Here is a 14,252-nt window from a genome sequence, read left to right as displayed (position 1 = left end):
GTGGCGGGAGCTGACTCAGGCGCCGACGACGCGCAGCGACACCCACAGCGCCACCGTGGCCGCCACCAGCGTGGCCGGTACGGCGATCAGACCGAGCCGGGTGAAGCGGCCGAGGTCCGCGGCGATGCCGTGCTGGTGCAGGACGCGCCGCCACAGCAGGGTGGCCAGTGAGCCCACATAGGTCAGGTTGGGGCCCAGGTTCACGCCGATCAGCACGGCGAGGACGGGGCCGGGACCGGCCGGCGCGGCCAGCGGCAGCAGGGCCAGCACGGCCGGCAGGTTGTTGACGAGGTTGGCCAGTACGGCGGCCACCGCCGCCACCCCGAGCAGCGCCGGCAGGGAGTGCCCCGAGGGCAGCACCCGGTCCAGCTCGTCGGCCGGGCCGCCCGCCACCACGGCCTGCACCACGACGCCGAGCGCCAGCACGAACAGGCAGAACAGCGGGGACGCGGCACCGGCCAGTTCCCGGACGGTGGCCCGGCGCCGCAGCAGCGCCCGGCCGCCGAGCAGCACGACACCGCCCAGCGCCGCCCACGCCGGTTCCAGCCCGAGCGGCGAGGTGACGGCGAACCCGGCCAGCGTCAGGGCGAGCACGACGAGCGTGAAACGGGGAACGGCGGGCTCCTCGGTCTCCACCGTGTGCGAGGCGGCCTGCGGTGAGGCGGGCACGGCGAGGTCGGCGCGGAAGAAGCGGCGGAAGACCGCGTACTCGACGGCGACCGAGACCAGCCACGGCAGCGTCATCAGCACGGCGAACCGGGTGAAGCTCAGCCCGCTCGCGGTGAACGCCAGCAGGTTCGTCAGGTTGGAGACCGGCAGCAGCAGCGACGCGGAGTTGGCCAGGTGCGCGACGGCGTACAGATGCGGACGCGCCGGGGCGCCGGCCCGGGCGGCGGTGGCCAGGACCACGGGGGTGAGCAGCACGACCGTGGCGTCCAGACTGAGCACGGCGGTGACCGCGCAGGCCAGCACGAACACCCCGGCCAGCAGCCGCCGCGGGCTGCTTCCGTACCGGCGGGCCACCAGCGCGCCGGCCGCCTCGAACAGACCGTCCCGGGCGCACAGGTGCGCCAGCACCAGGATCAGCGCGAGGAAGCCGACGACCGGCAGCAGGTCGCGGACCTGCGTCCAGGCCGCGTCCGGCGTGACCGCGCCGAGCGCCACGGCCAGGGCGGCGGCGGGTACGGCGGCGGTGGCCTCCGGCAGACCCCGGGGGCGTACGACGGCGAAGGCCAGCACGCCCAGCAGCAGGGCGACCGGGACGGCCTCGGAGAGGACGGCGGTACTCAGCGGTTCTCCTCGGGCTTCGTGGTCAGTGGACCGGGTGACGGCGGTCGATCGCCAAGGATCGCACCCCCGACCTCGGCGGACACCGCGTCCCCCGAGGTCGGGGCACGGATGTGGCCGACGCCACGGCGCCGGAGAGATCCGGACCACGGAACGGGCCGGACGTCGCGGGCTACGGTGGCCGCTGCCCCACCCATCGAAGACCCGTTCGGACGGCTCGGCAGTGCACGCAGAACTCTCCCCGGTCATCGCGGCCACCACCCAGTGGCTGACGCGCTCCTACCCGGCGTACGGCGGCGCGTTCTCCGCCGCGCTCTGCGAGGCGCAGGCCCGTCAGGCCGTGACGGTCGCGGCCCGGCTGCGCCACCCGACGCCGATGGACATGGCGCTGGTCGGTGTGGCGGGGCCCGGCGGCTCCGCCCGGCTGGACCGGATCTCGGGCGCGGACGACACCGCGGCCGGTGCGCCGGACGAGCACGCCTGGCGCAGCTGGGTCGACGAGGCCGTGGCGAGCTGGGCGGCCTGCCTCCTGGGCGACGCGGAGCTGGCGGACCGAGCCGTGGCAGCGCTCGCCGATGACGGGGTGGTGGGGGTGGACCGGTCTGTGGCCGGGTTTGCTGACGACGGTGCTGTGCGGGCGGAGCCGTCCGTGGCTGGGCGGGCTGACGACGGGGTGGCGCGGGTGGACCGGTCCGTGGCTGTGCCGGCTGATGACGGTGCTGTGGGGGCGGAGCCGTCCGTGGCTGTGCCCGCCGAGTACCGGCGGCTGCTCGCGCCCGACGCCGCCGACCGCCGGGCCGCCGCTCTGCTGCGCCACCCCGACCTGCTCGCCCCCGTCGCCGGCCTGCACCGCGCCCAGCTCCTGGCTCGCCTGGGAACGGGCTCGGCACGGGCCGCCTGAGCGGCGGCGTCCGCCGGGTCACCCCGACGACGCGCCGCCTACGGCACCGGCGGCACGACCGGTGCCGTCAGGCGGCCGGGGCCAGGGCCGGCCGGGCCGGGGCGTCGGCGCCCGCGGCCCGTACGGGTACCGGAACCGGAACGCGGCGCCGGTGCAGCAGGTGCCCCGCGCCGATCGCGGCGGCGATGAGGAGACCGCCGGTCACCAGGGCGCCCCGCGCGCCGGCCAGCTCCATCAGCAGGCCGAGCGCCGGCGGACCGCCGAGGCTCCACACCGTGCCGATGCTGCCCCACACGCCGAGCACCCGGCCCCGCATGTGGGCGGGCGGGTCGGTCTGCAGGACCGCCGTGGCGGCCGTGTCGGAGACGGACTCCACCACCGCCATCGGCAGGACCATGACCAACAGGACCGCCATCGACGGCGACACGCCCGCCATGACCTGGAACAGCCCGCCGGCCGCCGCCAGCGCGCCCACCACACGCACCGAGGGCCGCCGCATCCGGGCGCCGAGCACCGCGCCGACGATGCCGCCGGCCGCCAGGACCGTGGAGACCGTGCCGAACGACCCGGCGCCGCCCGCGAGCGGCCCGGTGACGAGCACGGCCAGGGTGAGCTGGTAGTTCCGGCCGAAGACCGCGCTGATCCCGTAGACCCCGGCCAGCGCCAGCAGCCGGGGGCGCCGCGCGAAGAAGGCGAGGCCCTCGCGCACGCTGGTCCCGGCCGCCGCGGGACGCTGGGACGGCTTCCCGCTCGCCACGGCCACCCGCTCCGCCGCCCCGCGCACCGGACGCAGGAACGGGATGACGGAGGCCACGAACAGGAACGACACCCCGTTGGCCGCGTAGGCGGCGGCCGTGCCCAGGAAACCGACGGCGACTCCGGCCAGCGCGGCGCCGGTGAGCCGGCCCGCCTGGTGCACCAGGGCGCCCACCCCGATCGCGGAGGGCAGGTCCTCGGCCGGGACGAGATCGTTGCCCAGCAGGGAGCAGGCCGGACCGTCGACGGTGGCGATGACACCGGTCACCGCGGCCAGCACCATGAGGGACGTCATGTCGAGGCGGTCGAGGGCCACCAGTACGGCCGTGGTGAAGGCGACGGCGCCGAGCAGGGTCTGGCTGACGGCGGCGGTCAGCCGGCGCGGCCAGCGGTCGACGGCGGCACCGCCGAAGACGCTGATCAGCAGGGCGGGCGCGGCCTGGACGGACATCGACAGACCGGTCGCGGCGGCGGACCCGGTGATCTGGAGGACCAGCAGGTTCTGCACCGTGAGCTGCATCCACGTACCGGCGTTCGACACGAAGTTGGCGACCGACCACCAGCGCATGCTGCGGTGGCGCAGGGACCGCCACGGCGAGCGGGACGGGGGCGGGGACGGCGCTGAAGCCGGCGGAGGCACGGGGGCCTGCGGGGCTGAGACGGGGGAGGAAGACACGTTGCGTCACTCGGGAAGGCCGGGAGGAGCCCGGAGGGGAGGTGGACCGGAGCGGGATCGCCGGCTTCGCTGCACGGTCGCTCCACAAGGCCGGAGTACGGCGCCGACCATGGTGGCAGAGGGGGACGGCGAGCCGATGACGGAACCCGTCCGCCGCGCGGGCGGGACACCGCCAACAGGCCGCTCCTGGGCGGCACTTGGCATGGGGAGTGCGGTTGCTCACAGGCGTCCGCGCGCTTGCGCGCGCCGTGACCCCGGACACAGCGGCCGGACCGCCGCCCCCGACGCCCGGGAACCGCGGGGCACGGCAGGCGTCAGAGCGTGAACGCGACTCGGCGGGGCACTCGGGGCGGGGTCGTCAGCGCTGCGCGGAGGAAGGGAAGGTCTCCTCATGATGCCGATGGCGGCGTTCGCCATGCGGACCGGGGCCCGGGCCCCCTGGGACCGGGCTCTGGTCACCGGGGGCGCGGGGTTCCTCGGCTCACACCTGTGCGCCCGGCTGCTGGATTCGGGTGTCGAAGTCGACTGTCTGGACGATCTCTCGACCGGCCGGGCCGAGAAGGTGGCCCACCTGGCCGGCCGCCCCGGTTTCCGCTTCCTGCAACGGGACGTCGCGGACCCCGGCCTCCCGGACACCCTCGCCGGGCCCTACGGCCTGGTGCTGCACCTGGCCGGTCCGGGCCGCCCGGCCGCGTGGCCGGACCGGCCGCTGGACCTGCTGGACACCGCGAGCGCGGGGACCCGCGCCGCCCTGGCCGTCGCCGCCCGGGACGGCGCCCGCTTCCTGCTCGCCTCCGCGCCGCCGCCGGCGGACCCCGGCCCCGACGGCCCGGCCGGCCCGCACGGGGCGTACGGCGAGGCCGTCCGGTTCTCCGAGGCGCTGGTGGCGGCGCGGGCGGGCGACCCCGGCTCGAACGCCGGCATCGTGCGGCTCTTCCCCGTCTGCGGGCCCGGGATGCGGACGGACGACGGCGGGGTGCCAGGTGCCTTCCTCGACCAGGCGCTGGCGGGCCGGCCGGTCACCGTCGCCGGGGACGGCTCCCGCAGGCACTCCCTGTGTTACGTCGACGACCTGGTCGACGGGGTGCTGCTGGTCGCGGCCGGCCGTTCGGTGCGGCCCGTGGACCTCGGCGGCGACGAGGCGCCGACGGAACGGGAGATAGCCCGCCGGGTCATCGAGCTGACCGGCTCCGACGCGCCGCTGACCTGCACCGGCCGGCCGCCGGACGGTCCTCCGCCGCCCCGGCCGGTCACCGGCTTCGCCCGGGAGATCTTCGGCTGGATGCCCGGCGTGACCTGGCAGGAGGGCCTCGCGCGCACCGTCGCCGCCCGCACCGAACGGCCCGCACCGGTGCCGGCCGCCGTGATGCGCTACGGCGGGGGGTGGGCGTGAAGGCGCTCGTCGCCCACCCCGGCGGTTTCGGAGAGGTCCTGCTGGCCGGCCCGGCCGTCCGGGCGCTGGCCACCCGGGCGGGCAGGGTCACCCTGCTGTGCGAGGCCCGCGGGGCGTCCGCCGCCCGGCTGCTGCCGCACGTCGACGACGTACTGGTGTGGGACGCGCCCGCACCCGACGACGGCACTGACAGCACTGACAGCACTGACGGCTCCGGCGGCCTGCTGCGGCGGCTGCGGCAGGAGGCGTACGACGTCGCACTCGTCCTCGGCCCGGAGCCGCGCGGTGACTGGCCGGCCGCGCGGCTGCTGCGCTCGGCGCGGGTGCGACGCGTCGCCACCGGCGGCCGGGACGTCGGCCGCTTCCCCGGCGACGGCCCCCTCCGCGGCGACGGCCCCCTGCGCGACATCCGCGATGCCGGCGCCCGGCAGCACCGGGCAGCACCCCGGGCCGGGGCGGAGGCGGCCCTCGACGCGGTGGCCGGCCTGGGTTTCGGCCTGCGCGCCGGGGACGACGGACGGCTCCGCGTCCGGCCGGTCCCCGACACCGCGTCCCTCACCGGCAACGGCCCGTACGTGGCCGTCCATCCCGGAGCCGGCGATCCGGGCCGGGCCTGGGACGCCGCGCACGGCGCCGGGATCGTCGCCCGGCTCTGCGACGCGGGCCACCGGGTCGTCGTCACCGGCGGACCGGAGGAGGCCGCCCTGACCCGCGCGGTCAGCGGTGACATCGCGGTCGACCTCGGCGGACGCACCACCTCGCGGGCCTTCGCGGGCGTGCTGAACTCCGCCGACCTGCTCGTCACCGCCTCGCCGGGCCCGGCCCACCTGGCCGCGGCGGTCGGGACGCCGGTCGTCGTGCGGGGGGCGGCGGGCCCGGGAAGCGCGGAGGACGTGGTCCGGGCGGTCACGGAACTGCTGGTGGCGACCGGCTGAACAGGCCGGCGGGCCCGTCGCGTACGCGCGCGACGGGCCCGCCGGCCTGTTCAGCCGGGACTCAGCCGGACTTCCCGCGTCCCGACAGCGCGTCCCGCATCCGGTCGACCAGCCCGGCGCCCGGGTCCATCAGCTTGTTCAGCGGCGGAGTGTCCGGCGCGGCCGGGTGGGGGCGCGTCGGAGCGGTCTTCTTGGTCCTGCGCACCTGGTCACCGAGCTTGTCCAGCGCCCGGGGCGGACACGCCTCGCGCAGCCGGGGGAAGAGGTTCTTCTCCTCGTCGGCCACGTGGGCGCGGATCTCACTCATCAGCATGCCCATCAGCCGGTCGAACTCGGCGTCGTCCGCCTCCCGGTGCTCCAGGTCCTTCATGAGCCGCTCGGCCTCGGCGTGGTCCGCCAGTTCCTTGTCCGCGAGGGCGGCGCCGCCGGCCACGTGTTCCCGGACGGCCGGGTACAGGTACATCTCCTCGGCCACCGAGTGCCGTACCAGCTCCATGGTGACCTGATCGGCGTACACCTTGCGGTCCTTGTGACCGGGCGGCAGTGCCTCGATCTTCCCGAAGAGCTCCTCGACCTCCCGGTGATCGGTCGTCAGCTCGTCGACGACGTTTCCACCGTGTCCCATGTCCACACCTCCAGGGTTCGCGGGGCCGGGCCCGGCCGCCACGAACGCCGGGTCCCCGCGTCCCCGGCTGAGTAACGCCGCGCCCGGTGCGCACCCCGCCGGACTTACGCGCAACCGTCAGACATCAGGTCATCGGTTTTGCGTGTTGACACGACATAAGTTGGGGATATTGTCGACGCAACCGCAGACCGTAACTTTCCGGAGTCATCCGTGGAACGTGTCGTTCACATCACCTGCTCCCCGCAGCCCGAAGCCGTCGAACCGAAGGGGACCGGAGCGTGACGTCACTCCTCGACCGGGCCGACCGGGCCGGCCTGCCCGCGCGCGCCGGCCTCTCGGCCCCGGCGCTGCGGCGCGGGGCCGCGCGGGTCCTCACCGACAACTGGACCGGTGCCTCCACCGTCCCCTCCCGCACCCTCTATCCGCACCAGTGGAGCTGGGACTCGGCCTTCGTCGCCATCGGGCTGCGCCACCTCTCGGCCCGCCGCGCCCAGCGCGAACTGGAGTCCCTGTTCGCCGCGCAGTGGGCGGACGGCCGTATCCCGCACATCGTGTTCAACCCCGCCGTGCCCGAGGACGCCTACTTCCCCAGCCCGGACTTCTGGCGCTCCTCCCGCGCCGGCCGGACGGCGGGCGCCCCCGCGGGCCCGGAGACCTCGGGCATCGTCCAGCCCCCGGTGCACGCCCTGGCCGCCTGGCTGGTCCACCGCGCCGACCCGGACCTGTCCCGCCGCCACCGCTTCCTCGACCGGGCCTATCCACGGCTCACCGCCTGGCACGACTATCTGCTCACCCGCCGCGACCTCGGCGGCGGGGGACTCGCGGCGGTCGTCCATCCCTGGGAGCCCGGCACCGACAACAGCCCCTGCTGGGACCGCGCCCTCGCCCGCGTCGAGCCCGCTCCGCCGGACACCTTCCGGCGCGCCGACCTCGACCACGGCCACCCCCGCGACCGGCCCACCGACCTCGACTACGGCCGCTACGTCCGCCTCGCGGCCGACTACCGGGAGGCCGGCTACGACGACCGCGCCGCCCGGCCCGCCTTCGCCGTCGAGGACCCCTGCTTCAACGCGCTGCTCGCCGTCGGTGAGCACGCCCTCGCCGCCACCGCCCGCGCCCTCGGCCGCGACGACGCCCCGCACACCGCCCGGGCCGGCGCCCTCACCCGGCACCTGGTCGACCGGCTCTGGGACGCCGAGGCGGGCCTCTTCCGCGTCCGCGACCTGCGCACCGACGACCTGGTCGAGGAACGCGCGGTCACCGGTCTGGTCCCGCTCCTGCTCCCGCACCTGCCGCCCGGCGTGGTCCACGCCCTGCGCGGCACCCTCACCGGGCCCGGCTTCGCCGCCCCCGGCACCCGGCTGGTCCCCAGCTACGACCTCACCGGCCCGGCGTTCGACCCGCAGCGCTACTGGCGCGGCCCCGCCTGGTTCAACACGGCCTGGCTGATCCACCGGGGCCTGCGCACCCACGGCCTGGACGCGGACGCCGAACGCCTGCGGCAGGGCTTCCTCGCCGAGGCCGGCCGGTCCGGTTTCGCCGAGTACGTCGACCCCGTCACCGGCGAGGCCCGGGGCGCCCGGCACTTCTCCTGGACGGCCGCCCTCGCCCTCGACCTGCTGAAGCCGAGGAGCCGCTGAGAAACCGCCGTTCCCGTCAGCGCCGCCCGAGCTTCTCCAGCACGCCGCCCGCCGCGGCGGCCGGGCCCGCCGTCGCCCTGACCGGGCGGTGCACCAGGCGGGCGTCGCGCCGCGGGTCCCGCGCGGTGTGCCGGCCGCGCCACAGCGGCGAGGGGGCGCCGCCCGTGTCGCCGGCCGCGATCAGCAGCCCGCCCAGCATCGACAGGTTCTTGAAGGAGTGGACGCGCTGCTGGGCGCGGGCGGACGGGTCCTCCTCCTCCCAGAAGCGATGACCGGCGAGCGCGATGGGCACCAGCGCCGCGGCGAGGGCCATGCCGCCAGCCGGGGACAGCGGCCGAGCCCGGCGGGTACGAGCCGTTGGAGCCGCCGGCCGGCAACAAGGTGCATCCGAACAAGGTGATCACGCACCGGCCGGACATGCTCCGGGTGGTCGGCTCTCTGGTCACCGGGCAGGTCCGCGCGTACGACCTGCTGCGGATGTCCGGCCGCGAGGGACCTCCCACCCCGCTGGGCACTGCGTTCGCCGAGTACGGGCGGATCACCAAGGACATCCGCCACGGCAAACGCGGGCAGATCACGCGGGCGTACAAGACGGGACAGGAGGACCAACCCGGCGCCCTCGGTCTCGTGCTGAACGCCGCCGTACTGTGGACGACCCGCTGTCTCGAGGCCGCAGTCGAGAAGTTGCGGGCCCTGTCCGCCGAGGAGCGCGCGTATGACGCCCTGGACGAAGATGCCGCCCGCGTCTCCCCGCTCAAGCACGCCAACCTCAACGTGCTCGGCCGCTACAGCCTCACGGCTCCACCCCGGCACCCGGCGCCCGCTGCGCCACCCGGACGCGCCGGAGCTGGACGAGGACGACGGCGGACAAGACTGGGAGCAGCCGGCCAGGGCGGTGATGAGCTTGCGGGTCCTCGCCTTGCCAGCCGCCTCGCGGCCGTCGCCCGAGCGCAGGTCACAGCACTCGTACAGATGTCAGTGACGTCACGCTGGGCGACCGAGGCTCGCCGAGTTCAGGACCCGCTGCCAGGAACGGTGGGGGTGAGCGTCCAGGAGGTGAGGAGATCGAGTGCGTGACGGGACGGGGAGCCCGCTTCGGTGCTGTAGAGGAAGACAGCTGCTTCGGCGTCTCCGGGGAGGGCCAACGTTTCGTACTGCACGGTGATTTCACCGACGAGCGGGTGGAGCAGTCGCTTGGATCCGTGGGTGCGCTGGTGGACGCGGTGCTGCTGCCACCAGCGGTTGAACTCTGTGCTGTTTTCCTTCAGCTCGGTGACGAGGTCCTGAGCGGGTTGGTCGTCGGGGGTACGGCCGACGTCGAGGCGGAGGTTCTCCACGGCTGCGCGGGCTTGGAGGTCCCAGTCGACGAAGAGGGCGCGGGCTTCCGGGTCGAGGAGGAGCCACCGTGTGTAGTTGCGTTGAGCCGGCGGCAAGGCGTCGAAGTCGGTGAACAGCGCCTTGGCTGTCCGGTTGATGCCCAGGACGTCCGTTCGGCGTCCCAGGACCAGGGCGGGAGTGCCCTCCATGGAGTCCAGTAGTTGATGCAGGCCGGAGCGCAAGCGTTGGACGGTTGGCGGACGTCGGCGTCGGGAAACCGCGGTGGTGGTGCCGATGAGGTCGTTGAGGTGGGCACGGCCGGCGGCGTCGAGTTCCAGTGCCTGGGCCAGTGCTTCGACCACTGCGGGTGAGGGCGTGATGTGGCGTCCCTGTTCGAGGCGGGCATAGTAGTCGGCGGAGACTCCGGCCAGTCGTGCCACCTCTTCGCGTCGCAGGCCGGGTACGCGGCGCACGCGGGTGTCCGGCGGCAGTCCTGCGCGCGCTGGGTCGCACTGGGCACGGGCCCGGCGCAGGAAGTCGGCAAGTTCGCGGTTCGAGGTGGCCATGGGTCCAGTGTGGTCGATTCGCTGCGGCCACGGCCGCCTCAACAGGGACTGTCAGTCCTAGGCAGAGCGGACCCAGGAAGGTCAGGGCAGATGATGGCCGCCTTCAGGCGGCCGGGGCGGGTGACAGTGGACGCGCAGCCGGATCAGCCGATCCCGCAGCCCGGTCCCGCACCGCAGGTGACCGGCCGCCAGCGAGAAGCCGAGGAAAAAAGTCATGAGTCGCATTCTGATCGTCATGTCCGCAGCCGCCGTGTGGGAGCGCACCGACGGCTCGCAATACCCCACCGGCTACTGGGCGGAGGAGCTCGCTGCGCCGCACGAGGCATTCGTCGGCGCCGGCCACACGGTCGACTTCGCCTCTCCCGGGGGTGTGCTGCAGCCGCTGGACGAGCACAGCGCCGACCCGGCGATCGCCGGTGAGGACTGCGCCCGGCACGTGGCCCACGCTCAGAAGGCGCTCAGCGACTTCGGGCCGCTGCTGAAGCTGGAGGAGGTCTCGGCCTCCAATTACGACGCCGTGGTGCTGCCGGGCGGGCACGGCCCTGTGGTCGACCTCTTCCAGGACGCGAACCTGGGCCGGTTGCTGATCGAGGCCGATCGCGCCGGCAAGATCGTCGGCGCGGTCTGCCACGGTCCGGCCGCGTTGCTGTCCGCGGTCGACGAGCAGGGCAGGTGGATCTTCTCCGGCCGGCGGATGGCCGCGTTCACCGACGAGGAGGAGCGCCTGTTCGGCACCGCCGACAACGCTCCGTGGCTGCTGGCGAGCCGTCTGCGCGAGATGGGCGCCCGGCACGAGCAGGGTGACCCCTACCAGGCGTTCACCATCCGGGACGCCAACCTCTTCACCGGCCAGAACCCGGCTTCCAGCACCCCGATGGCCGACGCGATCAACACCGCGCTGGCAGCGGGCTGAACCCTCGCCCCGGGCCGCCGCCGCACACTCCTCCAGGCGGCGGCGGCCCAGGCCGCGCCTCTTGCTTTTCCTCCTTCGACGACGGGTGAGAAACCACCATGACGGACCGCACACCACGCCCTTGTGGCGTTGATGCTCTGCCGCAGGGGCTACTGATCGGCGGAAGGTGGCTGCCCGCAGCCGGCGGCGCCACGTTTCCCGTGGAGAACCCCGCGACGGGCGAACCGGTAGCCCGGGTCGCCGATGCCGGCACCGCGGACGCACTCGACGCCCTCAGCGCGGCTGCCGGGGCGCAGTCGCAGTGGGCCGCGACATCGCCGGGACAGCGCAGCCGCGTTCTGCGCCGCGCCCACGACCGGCTGCTGGAGAGCCGTGAGGACTTCGCGGGGCTCATCACTCTGGAGATGGGCAAGTCTCTCGCCGAGGCCCGTGCAGAAGTCGATTACGCGGCCGGATACCTGCGCTGGTTCGCCGAAGAAGCCGTCCGCGTCGACGGGACCTGGAAGGTCAGCGAGGACGCGACGGCACGGGTTCTGGTCATGCGCCAGCCCGTCGGACCGTGCCTGCTGATCACGCCCTGGAACGCGCCGCTGGCGATGCCGGCTCGTAAGATTGCCCCCGCCGTGGCCGCCGGCTGCACGATGGTCCTCAAGCCCGCCCCGCAGACCCCGCTCACCAGCATCGCACTGGCCACTGTCCTGGCCGAATCCGGCCTGCCCGCCGGCGTTCTGAACCTCCTTCCCACCACCGGCGCTGCTGCAGTGGCGGAGGCACTGATGAGGGATCCGCGGCTGCGCAAGGTCTCCTTCACCGGCTCCACCGCAGTCGGCCGGCTGCTGCTGGCCCAGGCATCCGCCAACGTACTGCGCACCTCGATGGAGCTGGGCGGCAATGCCCCGTTCATCGTGTGCGCCGACGCCGATCTGGAAGCGGCGGTGGACGGCGCCATGACCGCGAAGCTGCGCAACATCGGCGAAGCGTGCGTCGCGGCGAACCGCTTCCTCGTTCATGCCGATGTCGCGCAGGAATTCACCGAGCGTCTCGTGGACCGGATGCGCGGCCTGACTCTCGGCAGCGGAACGGAACCCGGTACCGACCTCGGCCCGCTGATCGACCGCACCCAGCGGGACCGTGTCGCCCAGCTGGTGGAGGAGACCATCGCCGGGGGCGCGCGGCTGCACACCGGCGGCAGCACTCCCGACCTGCCCGGCTACTTCTATCCGCCCACCGTGCTCACCGACATCCCCGACGGCGCACGCATCAGCCGCGAGGAGATCTTCGGCCCCGTCGCCGCCATCCGGACCTTCTCCAGCGACGACGAGGCACTCGCGCTGGCCAACGCCACCGAGTTCGGCCTGGTCGCCTACCTCTACACCCGCGATCTCGGCCGGGCACTGCGGATGAGCGAACAGATCGAGAGCGGCATGGTCGGCCTCAACCGCGGCTACGTCTCCGACCCTGGGGCGCCCTTCGGCGGCATCAAGCATTCAGGTGCCGGCCGCGAGGGCGGCAACTCCGGCATCGAGGAATACCTGGAGCAGAAGTACATCGCCATCGACACTCCCGCCGACGCCGGCACCCCCGCTCCCCAGGACCGGTCATGAACCCCCATGTCCCGCTGTCGGACCCCTTCTTCCTGACCAGCCGACTCGCGACGGACCCCGAACAGTGTGCCCTCTTCTGCGAGGACGCGACCGTCAACAGCTGGCTCGCAGTCGAACGCGCTCTCGCCCAGGCCCAGGCCGAAGCCGGAGTGCTCACCCACGCGGAGGCCGCCGCCATCCGCGACGCGGCACAGCTGCACCACATCGACCGCGAAGAGCTGTGGCGCACAGCCCGCACCGTCGGCTACCCCATCTTGGGCCTGGTCCGGCAGATCAGCCGCCGGCTCCCGCCGGGACCCGACGGCCGGGTGCACTACGGCGCCACCACGCAGGACATCATGGACACCGGTCTCGCCCTGCAGATGGTCCGCTCCCTGGCCGCTCTCGAACGCCGGATCGCCGAACTCGGCGATGTCCTCGCAGACCGCGTCACCGAACACGCCTCCACCGTGATGGCGGCCCGCACCCACGGCCAACAGGCCGTACCCACCACGTTCGGCGCCACCCTGGCCACCCTCCTGGCACAGTTCACCCGCCACCGGCAGCGCCTGGCCCAGGCCGCACCGCGCATCGGCATGATCTCCCTGACCGGAGCCGGCGGCACCGCGGCCGCATTCGGCCCCCACGCGGCAGCCATCAGAAGCGGCATGGCCCGTCTGCTCGGCCTGCACGACACCGCGACATCCTGGCACGTGGCCCGCGACGGAGTCGCCGAGTTCGGCTGGCTGTGCTCCTTGCTCACCGCTACATGCGCGCGCCTGGCCCGCAACATCGTCGACCTCTCCCGGACCGAGATCGCCGAGGTCTTCGAGCCCTACAGCGACCACCGCGGCGCATCCTCGACCATGCCGCAGAAAGTCAACCCGATCACCTCTGAAAGCATCATCGGACTGAGCGGCACCGCCGGCGCCCTCACCTCGGCACTGCTCCGCGCCCAGGAAGCAGGCCATGAGCGCGCCGCCGGCGAATGGCACACCGAATGGCGTGTCCTGCCCGAACTCGCCGTATCCGCCGGAACGGCCCTCACAGAAACAATCGCCCTCCTGCGCGGACTCCGGGTCGACGCCCGCCGCATGCGCACCAATCTCGACAGCGACGGCGGCCTCGTCATGGCGGAATCACACATGATCACGCTGGCCGGACCCGTCGGCCGAGAACGCGCCCACGACCTGGTCCACGAAGCCGCGATCCGTACCCGTACCACCGGCACACACCTCGCGCAGACACTGCGCGACGTCCTGACCGAAAACCACCTCGACACACTCCTGCCCGGCCTTCACACCCAGCCGGAGAACTACCTCGGACAGGTGCGCCGGACCGTCGAATCCACCACCCGCCTCTGGCGCACCCAAACCGCATCACTCCTCGAACCGCCAACCCCCCTCGCCCGTCTCGCCGCCGACTGATCGTCCCGCCGCGCAGTGCCACGGCCCTTCCCAGCATGAGGCAGACAGGCCTGGCGTTCCGTCCTCAGCAGCGGGTACGGGCGGCGCTCGGCCCTGCGCCGACCTGGCTTGTCGGCCGGCCCATGCTGCCCTGTCGTCGAACGAACGATTGACGACGGGGCGGCAGCTCGTCCAAGGAACCCGCGTGCTTTCGTGGGTCCGCGGCGGCCCGGATCCCATCGGATCCGATGGTG

At 73.9% G+C, this 14,252-nt stretch carries 13 protein-coding genes and 1 pseudogene; 8 read left to right on the top strand and 6 right to left on the bottom strand.

Annotation, left to right across the window (positions count from 1 at the left end; genetic code table 11):
- Positions 1 to 15: 15 nt before the first annotated feature.
- Positions 16 to 1,245 carry an SLC13 family permease gene (locus tag ACZ3IG_RS29700; RefSeq protein ID WP_467435952.1) on the bottom strand — a complete coding sequence of 410 codons (1,230 nt, stop codon included), beginning with the start codon at positions 1,243 to 1,245 and terminating at the stop codon, positions 16 to 18.
- A 265-nt stretch (positions 1,246 to 1,510) separates the two neighbouring features.
- On the opposite strand from ACZ3IG_RS29700, the gene ACZ3IG_RS29695 reads away from it, so the two are divergent.
- Positions 1,511 to 2,188: a hypothetical protein gene (locus ACZ3IG_RS29695; RefSeq protein ID WP_467435902.1), complete on the top strand. Its 678-nt coding sequence runs from the start codon at positions 1,511 to 1,513 to the stop codon at positions 2,186 to 2,188.
- Positions 2,189 to 2,255: 67 nt separating this feature from the next.
- On the opposite strand, the gene ACZ3IG_RS29690 is transcribed toward ACZ3IG_RS29695, so the two are convergent.
- Positions 2,256 to 3,512, bottom strand: coding sequence for an MFS transporter (locus tag ACZ3IG_RS29690; RefSeq protein WP_467435901.1), 1,257 nt, complete (start codon positions 3,510 to 3,512; stop codon positions 2,256 to 2,258).
- Between the two features lie 499 nt (positions 3,513 to 4,011).
- Between ACZ3IG_RS29690 and ACZ3IG_RS29685 the strand changes: the two genes are divergently transcribed.
- Positions 4,012 to 5,013 (top strand): NAD-dependent epimerase/dehydratase family protein, encoded by a 1,002-nt coding sequence (locus ACZ3IG_RS29685; protein WP_467435900.1) that lies wholly within the window; start codon positions 4,012 to 4,014, stop codon positions 5,011 to 5,013.
- Positions 5,010 to 5,948 carry a glycosyltransferase family 9 protein gene (locus tag ACZ3IG_RS29680; protein WP_467435899.1) on the top strand — a complete coding sequence of 313 codons (939 nt, stop codon included), beginning with the start codon at positions 5,010 to 5,012 and terminating at the stop codon, positions 5,946 to 5,948. Before ACZ3IG_RS29685 ends, ACZ3IG_RS29680 begins: the two co-directional genes overlap by 4 nt.
- 61 nt (positions 5,949 to 6,009) lie before the next feature.
- Here ACZ3IG_RS29680 and ACZ3IG_RS29675 read toward each other — a convergent pair whose 3' ends face one another.
- The gene (locus tag ACZ3IG_RS29675) at positions 6,010 to 6,573 is read right to left on the bottom strand and encodes a hemerythrin domain-containing protein (protein WP_467435898.1); all 564 of its coding nucleotides are present in this window, start codon (positions 6,571 to 6,573) and stop codon (positions 6,010 to 6,012) included.
- A 278-nt stretch (positions 6,574 to 6,851) separates the two neighbouring features.
- Between ACZ3IG_RS29675 and ACZ3IG_RS29670 the strand changes: the two genes are divergently transcribed.
- A complete protein-coding gene (locus ACZ3IG_RS29670) occupies positions 6,852 to 8,213 on the top strand; it encodes an MGH1-like glycoside hydrolase domain-containing protein (protein ID WP_467435897.1) in 1,362 nt (453 codons plus the stop codon).
- Positions 8,214 to 8,229: 16 nt separating this feature from the next.
- On the opposite strand, the gene ACZ3IG_RS29665 is transcribed toward ACZ3IG_RS29670, so the two are convergent.
- Complete coding sequence (locus ACZ3IG_RS29665) at positions 8,230 to 8,526, bottom strand: hypothetical protein (RefSeq protein ID WP_467435896.1); 297 nt, start codon at positions 8,524 to 8,526, stop codon at positions 8,230 to 8,232.
- Positions 8,527 to 8,549: 23 nt separating this feature from the next.
- On the opposite strand from ACZ3IG_RS29665, the pseudogene ACZ3IG_RS29660 reads away from it, so the two are divergent.
- Positions 8,550 to 9,087 (top strand): annotated as a pseudogene (locus ACZ3IG_RS29660) (Tn3 family transposase); the annotation flags it as partial.
- A gap of 139 nt (positions 9,088 to 9,226) precedes the next feature.
- Here the strand turns inward: ACZ3IG_RS29660 and ACZ3IG_RS29655 are convergent.
- Together ACZ3IG_RS29655 and ACZ3IG_RS29650 are read right to left on the bottom strand one after the other, a co-directional pair.
- Positions 9,227 to 10,096 (bottom strand): helix-turn-helix transcriptional regulator, encoded by an 870-nt coding sequence (locus ACZ3IG_RS29655; protein WP_467435895.1) that lies wholly within the window; start codon positions 10,094 to 10,096, stop codon positions 9,227 to 9,229.
- An 81-nt stretch (positions 10,097 to 10,177) separates the two neighbouring features.
- Positions 10,178 to 10,312, bottom strand: coding sequence for a hypothetical protein (locus ACZ3IG_RS29650; RefSeq protein ID WP_467435893.1), 135 nt, complete (start codon positions 10,310 to 10,312; stop codon positions 10,178 to 10,180).
- Between ACZ3IG_RS29650 and ACZ3IG_RS29645 the strand changes: the two genes are divergently transcribed.
- The 3 genes from ACZ3IG_RS29645 (at position 10,311) to ACZ3IG_RS29635 (ending at position 14,019) form a co-directional block, all read left to right on the top strand.
- Positions 10,311 to 11,009, top strand: coding sequence for a type 1 glutamine amidotransferase domain-containing protein (locus ACZ3IG_RS29645; RefSeq protein ID WP_467435892.1), 699 nt, complete (start codon positions 10,311 to 10,313; stop codon positions 11,007 to 11,009). The genes ACZ3IG_RS29650 and ACZ3IG_RS29645 overlap by 2 nt on opposite strands.
- Positions 11,010 to 11,107: 98 nt before the next feature.
- Positions 11,108 to 12,613, top strand: coding sequence for an NAD-dependent succinate-semialdehyde dehydrogenase (locus tag ACZ3IG_RS29640; RefSeq protein WP_467435891.1), 1,506 nt, complete (start codon positions 11,108 to 11,110; stop codon positions 12,611 to 12,613).
- The gene (locus ACZ3IG_RS29635) at positions 12,610 to 14,019 is read left to right on the top strand and encodes a lyase family protein (RefSeq protein ID WP_467435890.1); all 1,410 of its coding nucleotides are present in this window, start codon (positions 12,610 to 12,612) and stop codon (positions 14,017 to 14,019) included. Before ACZ3IG_RS29640 ends, ACZ3IG_RS29635 begins: the two co-directional genes overlap by 4 nt.
- The last annotated feature ends 233 nt before the right edge of the window (positions 14,020 to 14,252 follow it).

The organism is Streptomyces sp. NPDC016677 (assembly GCF_055562815.1).
The sequence above is the reverse complement of the archived record's forward strand: the minus strand, read 5'-3'. Positions and strand labels throughout refer to the sequence as shown.

What these genes read in the sequence shown, in the direction of transcription:
- ACZ3IG_RS29665 (WP_467435896.1), bottom strand. Translation starts at nt 8,526, where the DNA reads ATGGCCCTCGCCGCGGCGCTGGTGCCCATCGCGCTCGCCGGTCATCGC.
- ACZ3IG_RS29635 (WP_467435890.1), top strand. Translation starts at nt 12,610, where the DNA reads ATGAACCCCCATGTCCCGCTGTCGGACCCCTTCTTCCTGACCAGCCGA.
- ACZ3IG_RS29675 (WP_467435898.1), bottom strand. Translation starts at nt 6,573, where the DNA reads ATGGGACACGGTGGAAACGTCGTCGACGAGCTGACGACCGATCACCGG.
- ACZ3IG_RS29640 (WP_467435891.1), top strand. Translation starts at nt 11,108, where the DNA reads ATGACGGACCGCACACCACGCCCTTGTGGCGTTGATGCTCTGCCGCAG.
- ACZ3IG_RS29645 (WP_467435892.1), top strand. Translation starts at nt 10,311, where the DNA reads ATGAGTCGCATTCTGATCGTCATGTCCGCAGCCGCCGTGTGGGAGCGC.
- ACZ3IG_RS29655 (WP_467435895.1), bottom strand. Translation starts at nt 10,096, where the DNA reads ATGGCCACCTCGAACCGCGAACTTGCCGACTTCCTGCGCCGGGCCCGT.
- ACZ3IG_RS29650 (WP_467435893.1), bottom strand. Translation starts at nt 10,312, where the DNA reads ATGACTTTTTTCCTCGGCTTCTCGCTGGCGGCCGGTCACCTGCGGTGC.
- ACZ3IG_RS29690 (WP_467435901.1), bottom strand. Translation starts at nt 3,512, where the DNA reads ATGCGCTGGTGGTCGGTCGCCAACTTCGTGTCGAACGCCGGTACGTGG.
- ACZ3IG_RS29685 (WP_467435900.1), top strand. Translation starts at nt 4,012, where the DNA reads ATGATGCCGATGGCGGCGTTCGCCATGCGGACCGGGGCCCGGGCCCCC.